At 42.0% G+C, this 16,169-nt stretch carries 16 protein-coding genes; 15 read left to right on the top strand and 1 reads right to left on the bottom strand.

The genetic code is table 11. The annotated features are described in order from the left end of the window. The first annotated feature begins 89 nt into the window (after nt 1-89). The 12 genes from JYB65_RS09615 to JYB65_RS09670 all read left to right on the top strand — a co-directional run bounded on the left by JYB65_RS09615 (nt 90) and on the right by JYB65_RS09670 (nt 12,880). On the top strand, nt 90-632 hold the full coding sequence (locus JYB65_RS09615) for a PsbP-related protein (protein WP_206582448.1): 543 nt from the start codon (nt 90-92) through the stop codon (nt 630-632). Nucleotides 633-925: 293 nt separating this feature from the next. Next, nucleotides 926-1,303: a helix-turn-helix transcriptional regulator gene (locus JYB65_RS09620; RefSeq protein ID WP_206582449.1), complete on the top strand. Its 378-nt coding sequence runs from the start codon at nt 926-928 to the stop codon at nt 1,301-1,303. Nucleotides 1,304-1,345: 42 nt separating this feature from the next. Next, nucleotides 1,346-2,221, top strand: coding sequence for a methionyl aminopeptidase (locus JYB65_RS09625; protein WP_206582450.1), 876 nt, complete (start codon nt 1,346-1,348; stop codon nt 2,219-2,221). A 450-nt stretch (nt 2,222-2,671) separates the two neighbouring features. Further along, entirely contained in the window at nt 2,672-4,285 is a 1,614-nt protein-coding gene (locus tag JYB65_RS09630; RefSeq protein WP_206582451.1) for an ABC transporter substrate-binding protein, read from the top strand. Between the two features lie 11 nt (nt 4,286-4,296). After that, nucleotides 4,297-5,313, top strand: a complete 1,017-nt coding sequence (locus JYB65_RS09635) for an ABC transporter permease (RefSeq protein ID WP_206582452.1) — start codon at nt 4,297-4,299, stop codon at nt 5,311-5,313. Next, complete coding sequence (locus JYB65_RS09640) at nt 5,286-6,173, top strand: ABC transporter permease (RefSeq protein WP_245156647.1); 888 nt, start codon at nt 5,286-5,288, stop codon at nt 6,171-6,173. The genes JYB65_RS09635 and JYB65_RS09640 overlap by 28 nt, the downstream gene beginning before the upstream one ends. Further along, on the top strand, nt 6,170-7,105 hold the full coding sequence (locus tag JYB65_RS09645) for an ABC transporter ATP-binding protein (RefSeq protein WP_206582453.1): 936 nt from the start codon (nt 6,170-6,172) through the stop codon (nt 7,103-7,105). The genes JYB65_RS09640 and JYB65_RS09645 overlap by 4 nt, the downstream gene beginning before the upstream one ends. Beyond that, nucleotides 7,095-7,709 carry an ABC transporter ATP-binding protein gene (locus JYB65_RS09650; RefSeq protein ID WP_206582454.1) on the top strand — a complete coding sequence of 205 codons (615 nt, stop codon included), beginning with the start codon at nt 7,095-7,097 and terminating at the stop codon, nt 7,707-7,709. The genes JYB65_RS09645 and JYB65_RS09650 overlap by 11 nt, the downstream gene beginning before the upstream one ends. 100 nt (nt 7,710-7,809) lie before the next feature. Then, entirely contained in the window at nt 7,810-8,244 is a 435-nt protein-coding gene (locus JYB65_RS09655; protein ID WP_206582455.1) for a MarR family winged helix-turn-helix transcriptional regulator, read from the top strand. A gap of 107 nt (nt 8,245-8,351) precedes the next feature. Next, complete coding sequence (locus JYB65_RS09660; protein ID WP_206582456.1) at nt 8,352-10,112, top strand: ABC transporter ATP-binding protein; 1,761 nt, start codon at nt 8,352-8,354, stop codon at nt 10,110-10,112. Beyond that, on the top strand, nt 10,109-11,962 hold the full coding sequence (locus JYB65_RS09665) for an ABC transporter ATP-binding protein (protein ID WP_206582457.1): 1,854 nt from the start codon (nt 10,109-10,111) through the stop codon (nt 11,960-11,962). The genes JYB65_RS09660 and JYB65_RS09665 overlap by 4 nt, the downstream gene beginning before the upstream one ends. Before the next feature lie 102 nt (nt 11,963-12,064). Continuing rightward, entirely contained in the window at nt 12,065-12,880 is an 816-nt protein-coding gene (locus JYB65_RS09670) for a pyrroline-5-carboxylate reductase family protein (protein ID WP_206582458.1), read from the top strand. Nucleotides 12,881-12,964: 84 nt separating this feature from the next. Here JYB65_RS09670 and JYB65_RS09675 read toward each other — a convergent pair whose 3' ends face one another. Next, the gene (locus tag JYB65_RS09675) at nt 12,965-13,603 is read right to left on the bottom strand and encodes a superoxide dismutase (RefSeq protein ID WP_206582459.1); all 639 of its coding nucleotides are present in this window, start codon (nt 13,601-13,603) and stop codon (nt 12,965-12,967) included. Between the two features lie 221 nt (nt 13,604-13,824). Between JYB65_RS09675 and JYB65_RS09680 the strand changes: the two genes are divergently transcribed. The 3 genes from JYB65_RS09680 (at nt 13,825) to JYB65_RS09690 (ending at nt 16,099) form a co-directional block, all read left to right on the top strand. Beyond that, nucleotides 13,825-14,298, top strand: a complete 474-nt coding sequence (locus JYB65_RS09680; protein ID WP_206582460.1) for a helix-turn-helix domain-containing protein — start codon at nt 13,825-13,827, stop codon at nt 14,296-14,298. 21 nt (nt 14,299-14,319) lie between these two features. Further along, nucleotides 14,320-14,694: a DUF4180 domain-containing protein gene (locus JYB65_RS09685; protein WP_206582461.1), complete on the top strand. Its 375-nt coding sequence runs from the start codon at nt 14,320-14,322 to the stop codon at nt 14,692-14,694. A 241-nt stretch (nt 14,695-14,935) separates the two neighbouring features. Then, entirely contained in the window at nt 14,936-16,099 is a 1,164-nt protein-coding gene (locus JYB65_RS09690) for an iron-containing alcohol dehydrogenase (RefSeq protein WP_206582462.1), read from the top strand. Nucleotides 16,100-16,169: the final 70 nt, after the last annotated feature.

The raw sequence follows: 16,169 nt of genomic DNA on the forward strand, positions 1-16,169 counted from the left end.
GATTCTTCGCAGATCAAATAATAAAAATGGAACAAAAGGCATTTTTTTTCGTCATATAAGCAGCAGGTAATTGATTAGGAGGTTACGACATGAAAAAAATAGTTTTAATATTTCTGATGAGCGTTTTACTGTTTGGCTGCAGCAATGGAAATAATGTACAGACGGATCCGCAGCAGACAGATCAAACCAATGAAGACCCCACAAAGAGTGAGGAACTCATTTATAAAAATACGGAGTACGGTTTTGATTTTACGCTGCCGGATAGTTGGAAAGGCTATACGATTATAACCGATGAATGGGAAGGCTTTTCTCTGCAGGAATCCGAGGAGCAAAAGGTAACTGAAACCGGTCCATTGATCTCCATACGCCACCCTGAATGGAGTTCAGAAAACCCACGTCAGGATATTCCGATTATGGTCTTTACACTTTCTCAATGGGATAATCTTCAAAAGGATGAATTTCACATCGGGGCAGCACCGATCAATCCTAGTGAAATTGCACGAAACACGAAATATGTCTTTGCCCTTCCAGCTAGGTATAATTTTGCTTTCCCTGCCGGATATGAGGAGGTTGAAGATATTATGAACAGTAAACCACTCAATCCAATCGAAGATTTCAGCAGCGCTCAATAGTTTGCATGAAACGGAGAACCATATAGGGGAAATCTCAATATCGAATTAGAACCGGGCCTGTTCAATCGGACAAAGCCCGGTTTTATTTTAAATCTTCTTAGCTTCAGGATGCGTATTTAGCAGGACGTCAATTGTCAAAATAAAAATCATTCGCAAGTTATATCAAATATTTGATATCATAACATGATATAATAAACTTGATTGACTGAATTCAGCGTTGAAGTTTTGCCCCAAGCTTGCTTGGCAAGGCAAAACGGACAGCAGGGAGCATATCCTAGAAGGAGGGGTAACCATTGTCAATAAGTACGATCGAAAATATGGTTAATTGGATTGAAGATAATATAACGGATAATCCGACCCTTGCGGGAATGTCTGATTATGTCGGATATTCTCCATTCTATTGTTCGGCTAAATTTCGTGAAAACATTGGAATTACATTTAAAAAGTACCTATCAAAGCGCAGATTGACTCTTGCAGCAGCAGAAGTTAAAAATACGCATAGTAGGTTTTTAGATATAGCAGTAAAGTATGGTTTCTCATCTCAAGAAGCCTTTACAAGAGCTTTTACGGATGCTTATGGGTGTACCCCTTATCAATTTCGAAAGCAATTAATTATAGTTCAATTGTACATGAAACCTGATGTAATCCCAGTACCGAGAGCCCAAGTGTAACGCTCTATAAAGAATAATCTTTGACAACGGAAGGATGGTAAAGTGCTTAATAGGATAGGAAGAAATGATTTATGCTGGTGCGGCAGCCAAATAAAATATAAAAAGTGTCATGCATCATTTGATGACAAAATCGAGTTTTACGGAGAGCAAGGTCATATAGTACCGTCTAGAAATATTATTAAGACGCCGGATCAGATCGCAGGAATTCGGGAAAGCGCAAAAATAAATATTGCCGTTTTAGATCATATTGCGGATCATATATGTGCAGGATTAACGACAGAAGAGATAGACCAGCTTGTTTATCAAAAGACGACAGAATTAGGCGGTATTCCCGCTCAACTTGGATATCATGGATTCCCTAAAAGTGTATGCACTTCTGTTAATGAACAGGTGTGCCATGGAATCCCATCGGAAACGGTGGTTTTACGCGACGGGGATATTATCAATGTGGATGCATCAACGATTTATAAGGGATATTTCTCGGATTCTTCCAGAATGTTCTGCATAGGGGACGTGGGCAAAGAGAAGGAAAAATTGGTTCGTGTTACTCGTGAGTGCATCGAATACGGATTACAGCAGGTTCAACCTTGGGGCTTTCTTGGGGATATGGGGCAGGCCGTTCATGAACATGCATTAAAAAACGGCTATTCCGTTGTACAAGAAATTGGCGGGCATGGAATTGGTCTGGATTTTCATGAAGACCCGTGGGTGAGCTTTGTTTCAAAGGCCAAAACGGAGATGCTGATGGTACCGGGGATGATATTTACGATAGAACCGATGGTGAATATGGGTACCGATGAGATCATACCGGATAAGAAAAACGGATGGACTATTTATACGTCAGACGGTAAGCCGTCTGCACAATGGGAGATTATGGTACTTGTAACGGGTGACGGACATGAGATATTAGCCTATTGACAAGTGGAGAGATTAGGATGAGGATATCGGTTATTATAAAAAGAATGAGAAGCAGCTCGGATCAGAAAAATAATGTGAAAACAAAATACTGGTATTGAAACCACTTTAAGAACATATGCATTACTACTAGGACATATTTTTGTTGGCACAGTTTGTTTAAGAAATTAAAAAAATAAATCATTAGATTTTACAAAATTTCAATAAATTAAATGGATTTGTTGAAATTGCTGAATATATAGATTAAAATATAGTTGTTAGGTATGCCATGAAGGCAATCGGAAGACAGAAGTCTTGCATCGTTTAAAATTTTAATCTTATAAATAATGGTTGTGATGAAATATTACCAGGAAGGTATGAAAAGTGTCAGAAAAGCATTTTTTTCATATAAGCCTGGTTTTTTTGCGTACATTTACGTAAATATAAAAACTTAATAAACAGAAGGAGAGAAACATGAAAAGTAGAAAGAGTATGGCATGGGTGCTGATCCTTGCGCTGACAGTTACTTGCTTTGCAGGATGCGGCAAACAAGGGGGCTCAAAAGAATTAACCAATAGGGGGGAACGAGCTTCGAATAACGAACTGGTTGTTGCCATCGGCGAGGAACCTGAAACGGGTTTTGATTCTACGACAGGAAGTCACGGTTCCATAACGAAGATATTTTTCTCCACGCTATTTAAAAGAGATAAACAACTTGGATGGACAAATGATTTGGCGACAGGGTATCAAGTATCGCCAGACAAATTAACTTGGACGATAACCTTGAGAGAGGATGCCTTCTTTACAGATGATACGCAGGTAAAAGCGGAGGATGTCGTATATACGTATCAAACAGCAAAGGATTCAGGTTCAGATATTGATTTAACCATGATAGACCACATCAAGGCAATCAACGATACAACTGTAGAGTTCACGCTGACAAGGCCCTATTCAACCTTTATTGAGCGATTGGCTTATTTAGGGATTGTTCCGAAACACGCCTATGATGAAAACTTTAAGGATAACCCGATCGGATCAGGACCATATGCGTTTGTCGAATGGAGTAAGGGACAGCAGGTCATTGCTGCGGCAAACGAAAATTATTATGGTGAAGTACCAAACATCAAAAAATTGACGCTGGTATTTTTAAATAGTGACACTGCTTTTGAAGCCGTAAAGAATGGTACCGTCGATGTCGCCGCAATTAATGGAACATTAGCAGGTCAGCAGGTGGAAGGTGCAAAGGTAGTTGATATCGCAAGTATTGAATGCTATGGTGTTTGCTTCCCGGTGATTCCAAATGAGGGGAAAATAGCAGAAGACGGAACTGAAATGGGAAACAATGTGACGAGTGATATTTCAATCAGAAGAGCCTTAAATGCAGCAGTAGACAGGGAAAAAATTGTTTCTGGCGTATTGAATGGTTATGGAAGTGTGTCCACCACCGGCCTTGAAAAAATGCCGTGGCTCAACACCGATGCCGTTCTTGATCCGTCTGAATATGGAGATATTGGAGCCGCTAAAAAAATATTGACTGACGGAGGCTGGGCAGATTCGGATAACGACGGAATCGTTGAAAAAAACGGACAAAAAGCGAAATTTAAATTACTGTATACGGATGGCATATACCGACAGGAGATGGCATTGGAATTTGTAAATGTAGCCAATCAAATAGGCATTCAAGTAGATTTGGAAAAGACAACGTGGGATACCATCTTACCGGATATACATAAAGAAGCGGTGCTGTACGGTTTTGGCTCCGGTGATCCATCCGAATTATTTAATCTGTACTATGGAGGTTGCGCAGGAGGACCTGTCGCATGGGACAATTCGGGATGTTATGATAATCCAAAAGTAAACGAGTGCATCGATAAAGCGCTCAGTGCGACAGACGAGGCGGAAGCCATTCCGTATTGGAAGGAACTGCAACAATATACTTCGGCAAAGGCAGATGCGCCGTATTGCTGGCTTGCAAATGCAAATCACGTATACTTGGCTGCCGATGGATTTAGTTTCGGCGAACCGGTCGTTCAGCCGCACGGCGGGAGAATCTTTGACAATGTTTCAGAATGGTCCTGGGAAAAGTAATGGAGTAGAAAATGAAAAAAAGCAGCATCGTAAAATTTCTTTTTCAACGGCTTGTAAAGTTAATGTCCCTATTAATGGCAGTATGTCTGATCACCTTTGTTCTCATGGAATGTTCTCCTATTGACCCGGTTACGGCGTACGTTGGCGCAGATACAAAGGTAGGAGCAGAACAACGGGCCCTGATCGGCGAACATTGGGGACTAAATAAACCTCCGGTCGAACGGTTTACGTTATGGTTCACCTCTATCCTTCAAGGCGATTGGGGGACCTCCATGATTTATAGACGGCCGGTTTTGGAAGTGATAGGGCAAAAATTTTCGGCTTCGTTAGCCCTTATGGGATTAGCATGGGCCTTATCAGGAATCATCGGATTTATTTTGGGGATTATTGCAGGGATAAGGGAAGGAAAAGTTGCCGATAAACTTATTTGTGCCTATTGCCATCTGTTAATTTCAACGCCATCTTTTTGGTTAGGAATGGTTTTTATTATGGTCTTTGCGGTGCACTTGGGGTGGTTCCCGGTAGCCATGAGTGCCCCTGCTGGTGTATTAGCTGAGCATGTAAGCCTTTTGGATAGAATATCACACATCGTTTTACCTGCATGGACTCTCAGTTTGCTTGGAATCGCCGGTATATGCTTGCATACAAGAGGAAAAGTAACCGATGTCATGAGGTCTGACTTTATTGTTTTTGCTAAAGCCCGTGGTGAAAACACAAAAAGCATCGTCCTGAATCATGTGGTTAAAAATGTATCGCTGCCGGCAATCACGCTTCAGTTCCTTTCCTTTAGTGAATTGTTTGGGGGAGCGATCTTTGTGGAGCAGGTGTTTTCCTACCCGGGGTTAGGTCAAGCGGTTGTACAATCCGGACTAAGAGGAGATGTGCCGTTGCTGATGGGCATTGTAATCATCAGTCTTATTTTTGTATATATAGGAAATATGACGGCAGATCTGCTGTACAGAGTAATTGATCCAAGAGTTAGGGAGGCGCATAAAGGACAATGGAAAACGACGATACAATCCGAATGAAGGGTGGAGGAATAAGGCTGGGAGCGGGAACCATAGGCATTAGAGAAAAAAGTATTTTATCCATTATTGTTTTTATAGTATTTTTTACTTTTTTATTGATTGCAGGAAGCTTGATAAAAGAAAATGAATTGTTCGTAGACCTTACCAATATATTTGCGCCTCCAAGCAGTGAACATCTTTTAGGAACTGATTGGGTAGGGCGTGATATGCTGCTCCGTACGATCAAGGGACTTAGTCTCAGCATAAAAATAGGATTACTCTGTTCTGCTACAAGCAGCCTCATCGCAATGATTTTGGGGATAGCAGCACCTCTTTTGGGCGGGAAAGCAGATCTCTTCGTTTCATGGCTGATTGATTTGGTTTTATCCGTGCCGCATACCCTTATCATTATATTGATTTCAATCGCATGCGGCGGAGGCTTGAAAGGCATTGTAATAGGAGTTACTGCTACCCATTGGACTTCACTGACGAGAGTAATCCGGGCAGAGGTAATGCAGATTAAGGAAATGGATTATATAAAAATATCAAAGAAATTTGGTAAAAGCAACTTTTTCATAGCAAAAGAGCATGTGATGCCGCAGATTATTCCCCAGCTTGTTGTAGGGACTATATTAATTTTTCCCCATGCCATTCTGCATGAAGCTTCCATTACCTTTCTTGGATTCGGACTTCCGGCTCACGAACCGGCTATTGGTATTATTCTCTCGGAATCCATGAAATATCTAACCAGCGGAAAATGGTGGCTGGCATTTTTCCCCGGAATCAGTCTGGTGGCAGTTTCGATGATGGTTCATTCCATTGGCAGGAATTTGGAAAAATTGGTCGATCCAAAAACCGCATATACTAGGAGTAAGATATGATAAAGGAACCGATTCTAAAAGTAAGTAATTTAGGCATTTCTTTTTCTCAATATACAAAGGGCTTGAAAAGAAGAGACTTAACGGTCATCAGCAACATGGATCTGGAATTATATGCAGGTGAAATAGTGGCGATTGTGGGGTCCAGCGGATCGGGAAAGAGTTTATTAGCCAGCGCCATATTCGGCCTATTGCCGGAAAATGCAAGAGCAGAAGGCGAAATCTATTATCAAGGCATGTGCCTGAAACAAAGGGACAAAGAAAAACTCAGAGGAAAAGAAATGGTACTGGTTCCTCAATCGGTGAACTATTTAGATCCGCTTCAGAAGGTGGGAAAGCAAATCGCTATTTCTGTTAAGAATAAGGCAAACCGGGCTAAAGTGATTGAAAATCTATTGAATAAGTATAACCTGGCGAGTGAGGTTGCGGAATATTATCCGTTTCAATTATCCGGTGGGATGGCAAGAAAGGTATTGCTGGCAACGGCCTTTGCCGCTGATCCGAAAATCATTATTGCAGATGAACCCACCCCCGGATTGGATAAGGATTCGTTAAAAGAAGTGTTAAAAGACTTCAGAGAGCTTGCAAATAGTGGATGTGCAATTTTAATGATTACACATGATATGGAGGCAGCCCTTACCATTGCGGATAAGATTGCTATTTTTTATGCCGGGACAACACTCGAAATTTCCAATGTTCAGGACTTTGATAATCAAGGAGAACTGCTGAGGCATCCTTATACCAAAGCATTAAATAGAGCACGGCCGATGATCGAATTTACACCGATAGAGGGCACTCAGCCTTTTGCAGATGAGCTCCCTAAAGGCTGTTTGTTCTCAGACAGATGCAGCCTAAAAACGGAGAAATGTGAAAAAGAACGGCCCGCATTCAGAGAGATTCGAGAGGGGAAGGTGAGGTGTATTTATGCGACTTAGCGCGAAAGACATTAGCTTCAAATATAGCGATGAAAAGTATATTTTAAAAAATATAAATATTCAAGTTGAAAGCGGTGAAGTTGTTGGTATTACAGCACCGAGTGGATTTGGGAAAACCACGCTGGCAAAAATTTTGGCCGGCTATCAAAAACCGGAGTGTGGACAAATTATATTGGAGGGAATGGATTTTATCCAAAGGGGGTATCATCCCGTACAGTTGATTTTTCAACACCCTGAAAAGTCGATAAATCCTAAATGGAAGATGAGAAAAGTGTTAAGTGAATCAGAACTTCCATCCGAAAAGTTAATGCTGTCAATGGGCATTCAAATAGCCTGGTTGGACAGATGGCCAAGCGAGTTATCCGGAGGTGAGTTGCAGCGGTTTTGCGTGTTACGAGCATTATCAGAAAAAACGAAGTTTATTATTGCGGATGAGATGACCACCATGTTAGACACAATTACCCAGACACAGATTTGGAAAATCGTGCTTGACTATGCCAAACTGCATCGTATCGGTGTAGTAGTGATCAGTCACGATCAGGCCTTGATGGAAAGGATTTGCGATAGGATAGTCGATTTAACGGTTGCAAGTTGTTGCCGCTAAATGGAAATCAATAAAAATCATAAAATATTCTTGACATTAATAATTAATACTATTATAATACTAACACAGTTAGGTTATTTTGTTTCAAGGAGGGATCAAGATGGATTATGAAAAGTTAGCCATAGAATTTATGGAAAAGATGCACCTGCTGAAGAAAGCAAGACCGCACAGACAAATTAACGAATCCATGCATGGCGAATCTTTCATGCTTCATTACCTTTCTTTTCAGGGCAACTCAGCACTGCCAAGTGAGATCAGTAATATCATGGGAATCAGTTCTGCACGAATTGCCGCCGCTTTGAACAGCTTGGAACGAAAAGGCTTGATTACCCGTCGAATCGACCCCAGCGATCGAAGAAGGATTTTAGTCGACCTTACTTCGGAGGGCAAGGCCCTGGCGGAAGAACGGCATCGCACCATGTTAGAAGAGACAACAACATTGCTTTCTATGCTAGGGGAGCAGGATGCCCGGGAGTACGTACGTATTACCGGCAAGTTGGCGGAAGCCATTGCGAAGTGCAAAGAAAGAAAATAAAGAAGACGCGGCGGTCACAGAAAGTGACCGCTTTTAAGGGATTAATTGCTAACACTATTAGTTTCGAACTGTATTATGTAAATATTGTAAAAACGGAGGGGTATTTTATGATAAAAATTTTGAAGCGCCTAAATTGGCAAGAATGGGCACAGATTGGCATTAGCCTTATATTTATTGTGACACAAGTTTGGCTTGATTTGAAATTACCGGATTATATGTCCGAAATCACGCGGCTTACTCAAACACCAGGAAGCAACATAGCGGATATCTGGGAATCCGGAGGCTATATGCTGCTTTGTGCACTTGGAAGTTTAGCCTCAGCGATTATCGTCGGCTTCTTTGCCGCACGCATCGCCGCATCTTTTTCTCAAAGGCTTCGCAGCCTTCTGTTCTCCAAGGTGGACTCTTTTTCGATGGAGGAAATTGGCCGTTTTTCTACTGCCAGCCTGATCACGCGTTCCACTAATGATGTAACGCAGATTCAGATGTTGGTGACCATGGGACTTCAGATGGTTGTAAAAGCTCCGATCATGGCTGTTTGGGCGATTATAAAAATTTCCGGAAAGGGTATGGAATGGACAACGGCCACCGGAATCACGGTGCTTATTCTGATCCTGGTCGTTTCTATCCTCATGGCTCTTGTGATACCGAAGTTTCGCAAAATGCAGGTGCTGACCGATAACATAAACCGTGTGACGATGGAAAATCTGACAGGTCTGCGTGTTGTACGGGCGTATAACGCAGAGCAGTATCAGGAAGACAAGTTTGAAGTTGCTAATGAGGAATTGACGGCTACCCAGTTATTCACCAGCAGGGGGATGGCCATTATGATGCCGATCTTGTACCTGACGATGAGCGGACTGTCCCTTGCGATTTACTGGATCGGTGCCTATTTGATCAATGGGGCGCAAGCGGTGGATAAGCTGATGCTATTCTCAAACATGGTGGTATTTTCGGCCTACGCTATGCAGATCATTATGGCGTTCATGATGGTTGTTATGATATTTGTACTGATGCCGAGAGCTGCTGTTTCTGCAAAACGTATCAACGAGGTGCTGGAAACTGAACCGACGATTGTTGACGGAAGCGCAAAAGAAGGCAAAACGGGCGAGGTAGGAGAAATCGTATTTAACCATGTTAGTTTCAAGTATCCCGGTGCAGCTGATTATGTGCTGGACGATGTGAGCTTCTCGGTTAAAAAAGGTGAGACCGTAGCCTTCATCGGTTCGACAGGAAGCGGTAAAAGTACGCTGATCAATTTGGTGCCCCGCTTTTTCGATGCTACCGGAGGTGAAGTATTGATAGATGGGCTGAATGTGAAAGAATACTCACAGGAAGCACTTTACAATAAAATAGGTTATGTTCCCCAAAAGGCGGTATTGTTTAAAGGCTCTGTCAGCTCCAACGTAGGTTACGGTGACAATGGACGCAGTGAAGCGACAGAGGATGATATCAAGAAGGCAGTGAAGATTGCGCAGGGGCTAGATTTTGTGGAGAAGCTGGAAGGCCAATACGAAGCAGACATTGCACAAGGGGGAAGCAATATATCTGGTGGGCAGAAGCAGCGTCTTGCAATAGCACGGGCTGTCTGTCGCAAGCCGGAAATTTTAATCTTTGATGACAGCTTTTCCGCACTGGATTATAAGACCGACCGAATGCTTCGTTCAGAGCTGAAAAAAGAAACCTCTGAGGTGACGAGCTTGATTGTCGCACAGCGAATCGGGACTATTATGGATGCCGACCAGATTATCGTCCTTGATGAAGGCAGAGTGGTCGGAAAAGGAACACACAAAGAGCTGCTTGGATTTTGCGAAGTATACAAGGAAATTGCTATGTCGCAGTTAAGTGAGGAGGAACTAGCAATATGAGTGAAAATAAACGAATAAAATCCGCCGGAAACCCGATGGCAAGGGGCGGAGGCATGGCGGGCCCTGTCGAGAAGCCTCAAAACTTCAAAGAGACAATGGGGCATTTGATACAATACTGCCGAAGCTATTTGCCTGCTATGGCCATTGCACTGATTACCGCCATCGCAGGGACGCTATTTCAAATTATAGGCCCGGATAAGCTGAAAGATTTGACCAATGAAATCGGCAAAGGGCTGCCGACGATAGTGAACGGAGTTCCTGTCATGAACAGCATTGATATGAATGCTGTTGCCGGAATCGCTTGGTTGCTGGTCTTCTTCTACGTCGGCTCCTTGCTGCTAAATTATTTACAGAGTTTAATAATGGCGACGGCAACACAAAAAATTTCAAAAAAAATGCGTTCTGATATTTCACAGAAAATCAATCGCCTTCCACTCCGGTATTTTGACCAAACAAGTCACGGAGATGTTTTGAGCCGAGTGACAAACGACGTAGACACCATCGGGCAGACGATGAATCAGAGCCTTGGTACGCTGGTAACTTCCATCACGATGTTTGTCGGTTCCTTAATCATGATGTTCTATAATAATTGGATTATGGCACTTACTGCCGTGGGATCAAGCGTCATTGGTTTTGGATTGATGATAGTCATTATGGCAAAATCACAGAAATATTTTACCGTACAGCAACAAGAACTTGGTCATATCAATGGTCATATTGAAGAGATCTATACAGGCCACAATGTAGTTAAGGTGTATAACGGAAGCCGGGAGGCTAAAAAGATCTTTGAAGAAATTAACAGCAAACTGTATACCAGCGCGTGGAAATCACAGTTTTTATCAGGGCTGATGATGCCGCTTATGGGATTTGTAGGAAATTTCGGTTATGTCGCTGTATGTGTAGTCGGTGCGGTGCTTGCTATGAAGGGAACCATATCTTTTGGTGTAATCGTTGCGTTTATGGTGTATATCCGTTTGTTCACACAGCCGTTGTCACAGCTCGCACAGGCATTCAATAACTTGCAGAGAACCGCTGCAGCAGGAGAGCGTGTGTTTGCACTGATTCATGAGAAGGAATTGATCGAGGAAGGTCAAAAGAGTAAAGAACTTCAGAACATCAAGGGGGATGTGGAGTTCAAACAGGTAAAATTCGGCTATGTACCGGAAAAAACCATTATCAATAACTTTTCAGCGAAGGTCAAGGCCGGACAAAAGGTTGCCATTGTCGGTCCAACCGGTGCAGGCAAAACTACCATCGTGAATCTGCTCATGCGATTTTATGAATTGGATAGCGGTGAAATTTTGCTGGATGGAACGCCGATCAGTCAAGTTCCGAGGAAAAGCGTGCATGAACAGTTTGGCATGGTTTTACAGGACACCTGGTTGTTTGAAGGTACAATCAAAGACAACATTAGATACAATAAACAGGACGTCACCGATGAGCAGATCATTGAAGCATGTAAAACAGTCGGGTTGCATCATTTTATCAAAACGATGCCTGGCGGATATGATACGGTGCTGAATGACAAAGCCAGTTTATCAGAGGGACAAAAACAGCTGATCACCATAGCTCGTGCGATGATCCAGAATGCGCCGCTGCTGATTCTGGACGAGGCAACAAGTTCTGTGGATACCCGAACCGAGCGTATTGTTCAGAAAGCAATGGATAAGCTAACAGAAGGACGAACATCTTTTGTTATCGCACACAGGCTTTCCACTATTAAAAATGCGGATCTGATTTTGGTTATGAAAGAAGGCGACATTATAGAAAGTGGCAGTCATGATGAGCTTCTTGAAAAAGGTGGATTTTATGCTGAACTCTATAACAGTCAGTTTGAGGATGCGGCATAATCATTGACTTCTTCCTTTCCATACAGTAGTGTAATAGTAAGATTATGTAAATGGGAATAGCGGTTATGAACTATTGGTTTCTACGAAAGGAAGGGGTTAAGCATGAATACATGTGATCGGGGGAGATGGAATACGCTTAAAATCGGAATTGTAGGCGGCGGGCATCTTGGGCAGGCCATTGCTCTATCATTGGTGCAGCATGGGCTGCCGAAGCAGAATCTTTTGATTTCGTATAGAGGAAATCCGCTGACGTATCAGCAGTTAAAAAAATATGGCCTTGCCGCGTGCTTGGTCAAGAATTCCGACATATTTAAAGAAGCGGATATTATTTTCCTCACGGTGAAACCCCAAGACATGTTCACCTTGAACGAAGATTCTTTATTGAGCGAGGTTCTTCTTGTATCCTGTGCAGCGGGATTGTCTATTCAACAATTGGAAAGAGTATTTCAGGCTCCTGTTTGCCGGATGATGATAAGCGGGCCTGATACCGTTCTGACCGGACAGGGAGTGGCGGCCATATACCCGGAGCAGAAAGCACTGGAATGCTTATTAGAAAACATAGAGATACGAATCGTTAAAACGTTTTCAGAAAATGAGATAGACATTTTTACAGTGGGGGTTTGTTTGCCTGCAGCACTGTTAAAAGAAACCAATCGAAAAGAAACCGATTTGCACATTCATAAAGTTGGTGAAGAACACCCATTAATGGTTGAACTTTATGAATGGGCTCAACAGATTTTGCCTGCTGTCCGTACCGACAAGGAACGAGAGGAATATATAGAAAAGATGGTAACGAAAGGCGGCATTACCGATGCGATTATGAGCAGTCTGCAAGCAGGAGAATCGCTAGAGGAGGCCTTACGTAAAGGCATTGCCAGGGTCAGGGAGCTTTCAATACAGTTTGACCGTCAGGGATGACTCTGTAGCCTGCATTCATACAATCAAAAAAATAATAGAGGAGGTCTCATATAAATCATTTTGAGGCCCCCTCTTATTATTTTCTTAAACCAGTATCATACCGGCACATTCTTCATAAAGTTCAGCAGCATGCTCCCAATTGACCACGTTGTACCAATCATTGATATAGTCTGCCCGCTTGTTATAATGCTTCAAATAATAAGCATGCTCCCAAACGTCAATCGCTAAAATCGGACATAGATTTTGCGCGATAGGTGTATCCTGATTTGCCGATGTGATGATTTTGAGATTCCCATCTTCGTCTACGACCAGCCATGCATAGCCTGAGCCGAAGACAGACAGCGCTTTCTTTGTAAACTCATCATAAAACTGCTCGGTGGAACCAAAGTCCTTCATGATTGCAGGATATAGCATGCCGGCTTGCGATCGTGTCTCGGAATCGGTCATGCCATTAAAATAAAAGATATGATTGTAAACACCGCCACCATTATTTCTTATGGATTGTTGAATAGCTTCCGGAAGCCTGTCAGCATTATAGATCAATTCTTCCAATGACCAACTTTGCAGCTCCGGATAGTCTTGAAGCGTATTGTTGAGATTATCAACATATGTTTGTAAATGCCTGTCATGATGCAGATGCATGGTTTTTGTGTCAATAAACGGTTCCAGTGCATCATAGGCATAAGGAAGCGGCGGATTTACGAATGGATAGTGTTCATTCATAAGATAACCTCCTGTTTTACTATTGATAGTATATTCAGCAAATAAAAATAAGTGCCGATGAGCTGTCTATGCTGTCTGAATTTATCGATTCATATTTATTGTGTTCGGCACAAAACGCAATAAAGTATAATAAAATACAATAAAGTTAAAAATAAATTGATAATGGTAATAAATTTTGTTATAATTCATTTATAAGTAGGATTAGAAAAGGATGAATTGATATGCCCAATAAATTTTATACCATTGATCAGGTTGCTGAAATCCTTGATATGCACCACAAAACAATCAGAAAGTTTATAACGGATGGAAAACTCGGTGCAAGCAAAATCGGAAAGCAATGGAGAATTTCTGAATATGAGCTGAATTCCTTTATGGAAAACAACAGGGATAAGTCAATTGGCAATCCAGAGGTAGGGTTTTCTATTCAGGAGGGGCCTGCAACGTTTATAAAAAAAAGAATAAATGTATCCACCGTTATAGACATCAGTGAAATAGATAAAGATCAATATATGCGTATATCCAATGCACTGATTGCTATCATGAACTGCAAAGATCCTGAAATGCAGAATTCAACTATCCATATGAAATATAATGAGAAAGAAAATAGGTTAAAGGTTCTCCTGTGGGGACAAGTAAAGTTTACAGAGGAAATGCTGGACTCAATTACTTTACTAGTGGAAGCAACGAATCAATAATTTATGTAGAGGAAATGATAAATGAATGTTAAAACAATAGAAAAAGACCATGCCTGTATTGCAGTTGTCCAAAGTGACAAGGTAATGATTGCGGATGTTCAGTCTTCTTTAGATTTCATAGCTACCGTTCAATATGATACCGGATGCAATCTTATAGCACTGAATAAAGAAGCTATTACAGAAGACTTTTTTAGGCTAGACACTCGTCTTGCGGGAGACATCCTTCAGAAATTTGTCAACTATCAGGTAAAGTTCGCCATTATCGGCGACTACTCCCATTATGCAAGTAAGTCGCTGAAGGATTTTATCTATGAGAGCAATCACGGCAAGGATATATTCTTTGTTAGTACGGTAGATGAAGCCATTGAGAGGTTAACTCGGTACCCTTTATCGTAGGAAAATTTGTTGGCATTAGTCGAACGTTATGCTAAATTGTTGGTAAGTTAGATATTAATAAAGCAGAAGAACTTGAACCCGTCTTTCTGCTTTTTTTGTTGCAGCAGTTTATTATGGAAATGTTTAAAGTTTGTATAACCTTTGTTCTTCATGTACAATAATAGCAAAGCAGTTTTTGAGGAAAGAGTTCATCTATAGACTCAGTTGAATAGAAACAAGATACGCAGTCGGAGGGAAATCAATGGGACAGAAATTTTTTATCCCTGATCAGATCATCTTTGGCAAAGATGCATTAGAGGATAGTAAAGACATTATCAACACATTCGGGCATAAAGCACTTATCGTTACAGGAAGTTCGAGAACAAGCGGTGAATACGCTAAACAAGTGACAGAGGTGTTAGAAGCGCTAGGGGTAGCCTATACCGTATTTAACGGAATTAGCGGAGAACCAACGGATCGTATGATTACAGACGGAGTAACTGTATACAGGCAAGAACAATGTGACTTCCTGATTGGCATAGGGGGTGGAAGTCCGCTGGATGCGATGAAAGCAATCGCCATTTTGGCGGCAAAGGGGGGAGAAATTGCGGATTATCTCGGCAAAGAGGTAAACGAATCGGTACCACCGATGGTAGCAATCCCAACTACAGCCGGTACAGGAAGTGAGGCAACACAATTTACCATTGTCACGGATACGAAAACCCAAGTGAAAATGTTATTAAAGGGGTCTTCTTTTATGCCGACGCTGGCTGTTGTCGACCCCAGATATACGATTTCAATGCCGCAAGAAACAACGGTCGCTACGGGAATGGACGCTCTTACACATGCGGTGGAAGCCTATACTTCAAGAAAAGCACAGCCATTAAGTGATAATTTTGCCATATCCGCAGTAAAAAGAATCTTTGCATACCTATCAACGGCTTTTCATGACGGGCGTAACACAGAGGCCCGAGAACAAATGGCGTTGGCGGCGCTAGAAGCCGGCATTGCATTTAACAATTCTTCCGTTACGCTGGTTCATGGAATGAGCAGACCGATTGGAGCCTTATTTCATGTGCCTCATGGCTTGTCAAACACCATGCTGATAAAAGAATGCTTGAACTTTGCATTGGAAGGTGCTTATGAACGCTTTGGGGAATTGGGACGTCAAATAGGCGCGGCAGATAAAAAAGACAGCGATAAGGAGGCTTCGGAAAAATTCCTTCAGGCAATCAGTGATTTATGCAGGGAATGTCAGGTGCCCACGTTGGAGGAATATGGGATTGATCGTGAGGAATTCTTCGGCGCTATTGAGAAGATGGCAGAGGACGCCATCAAGAGCGGAAGCCCCTCCAATACGAAAAAACCGGTGGTGAAAGATGAACTGGTTCAAATTTATAAATCATTGTGGAATAAGGGAGCTTGATTTCATGAAAATGTGGTATTATAAAATACTACGAATATAGAATACAACTAGCAAGGGGAGAAGAAGGAAT

Source organism: Clostridium aminobutyricum (assembly GCF_017255415.1).
Classification (GTDB): Bacteria; Bacillota; Clostridia; order Peptostreptococcales; family Anaerovoracaceae; genus Aminipila; species Aminipila aminobutyrica.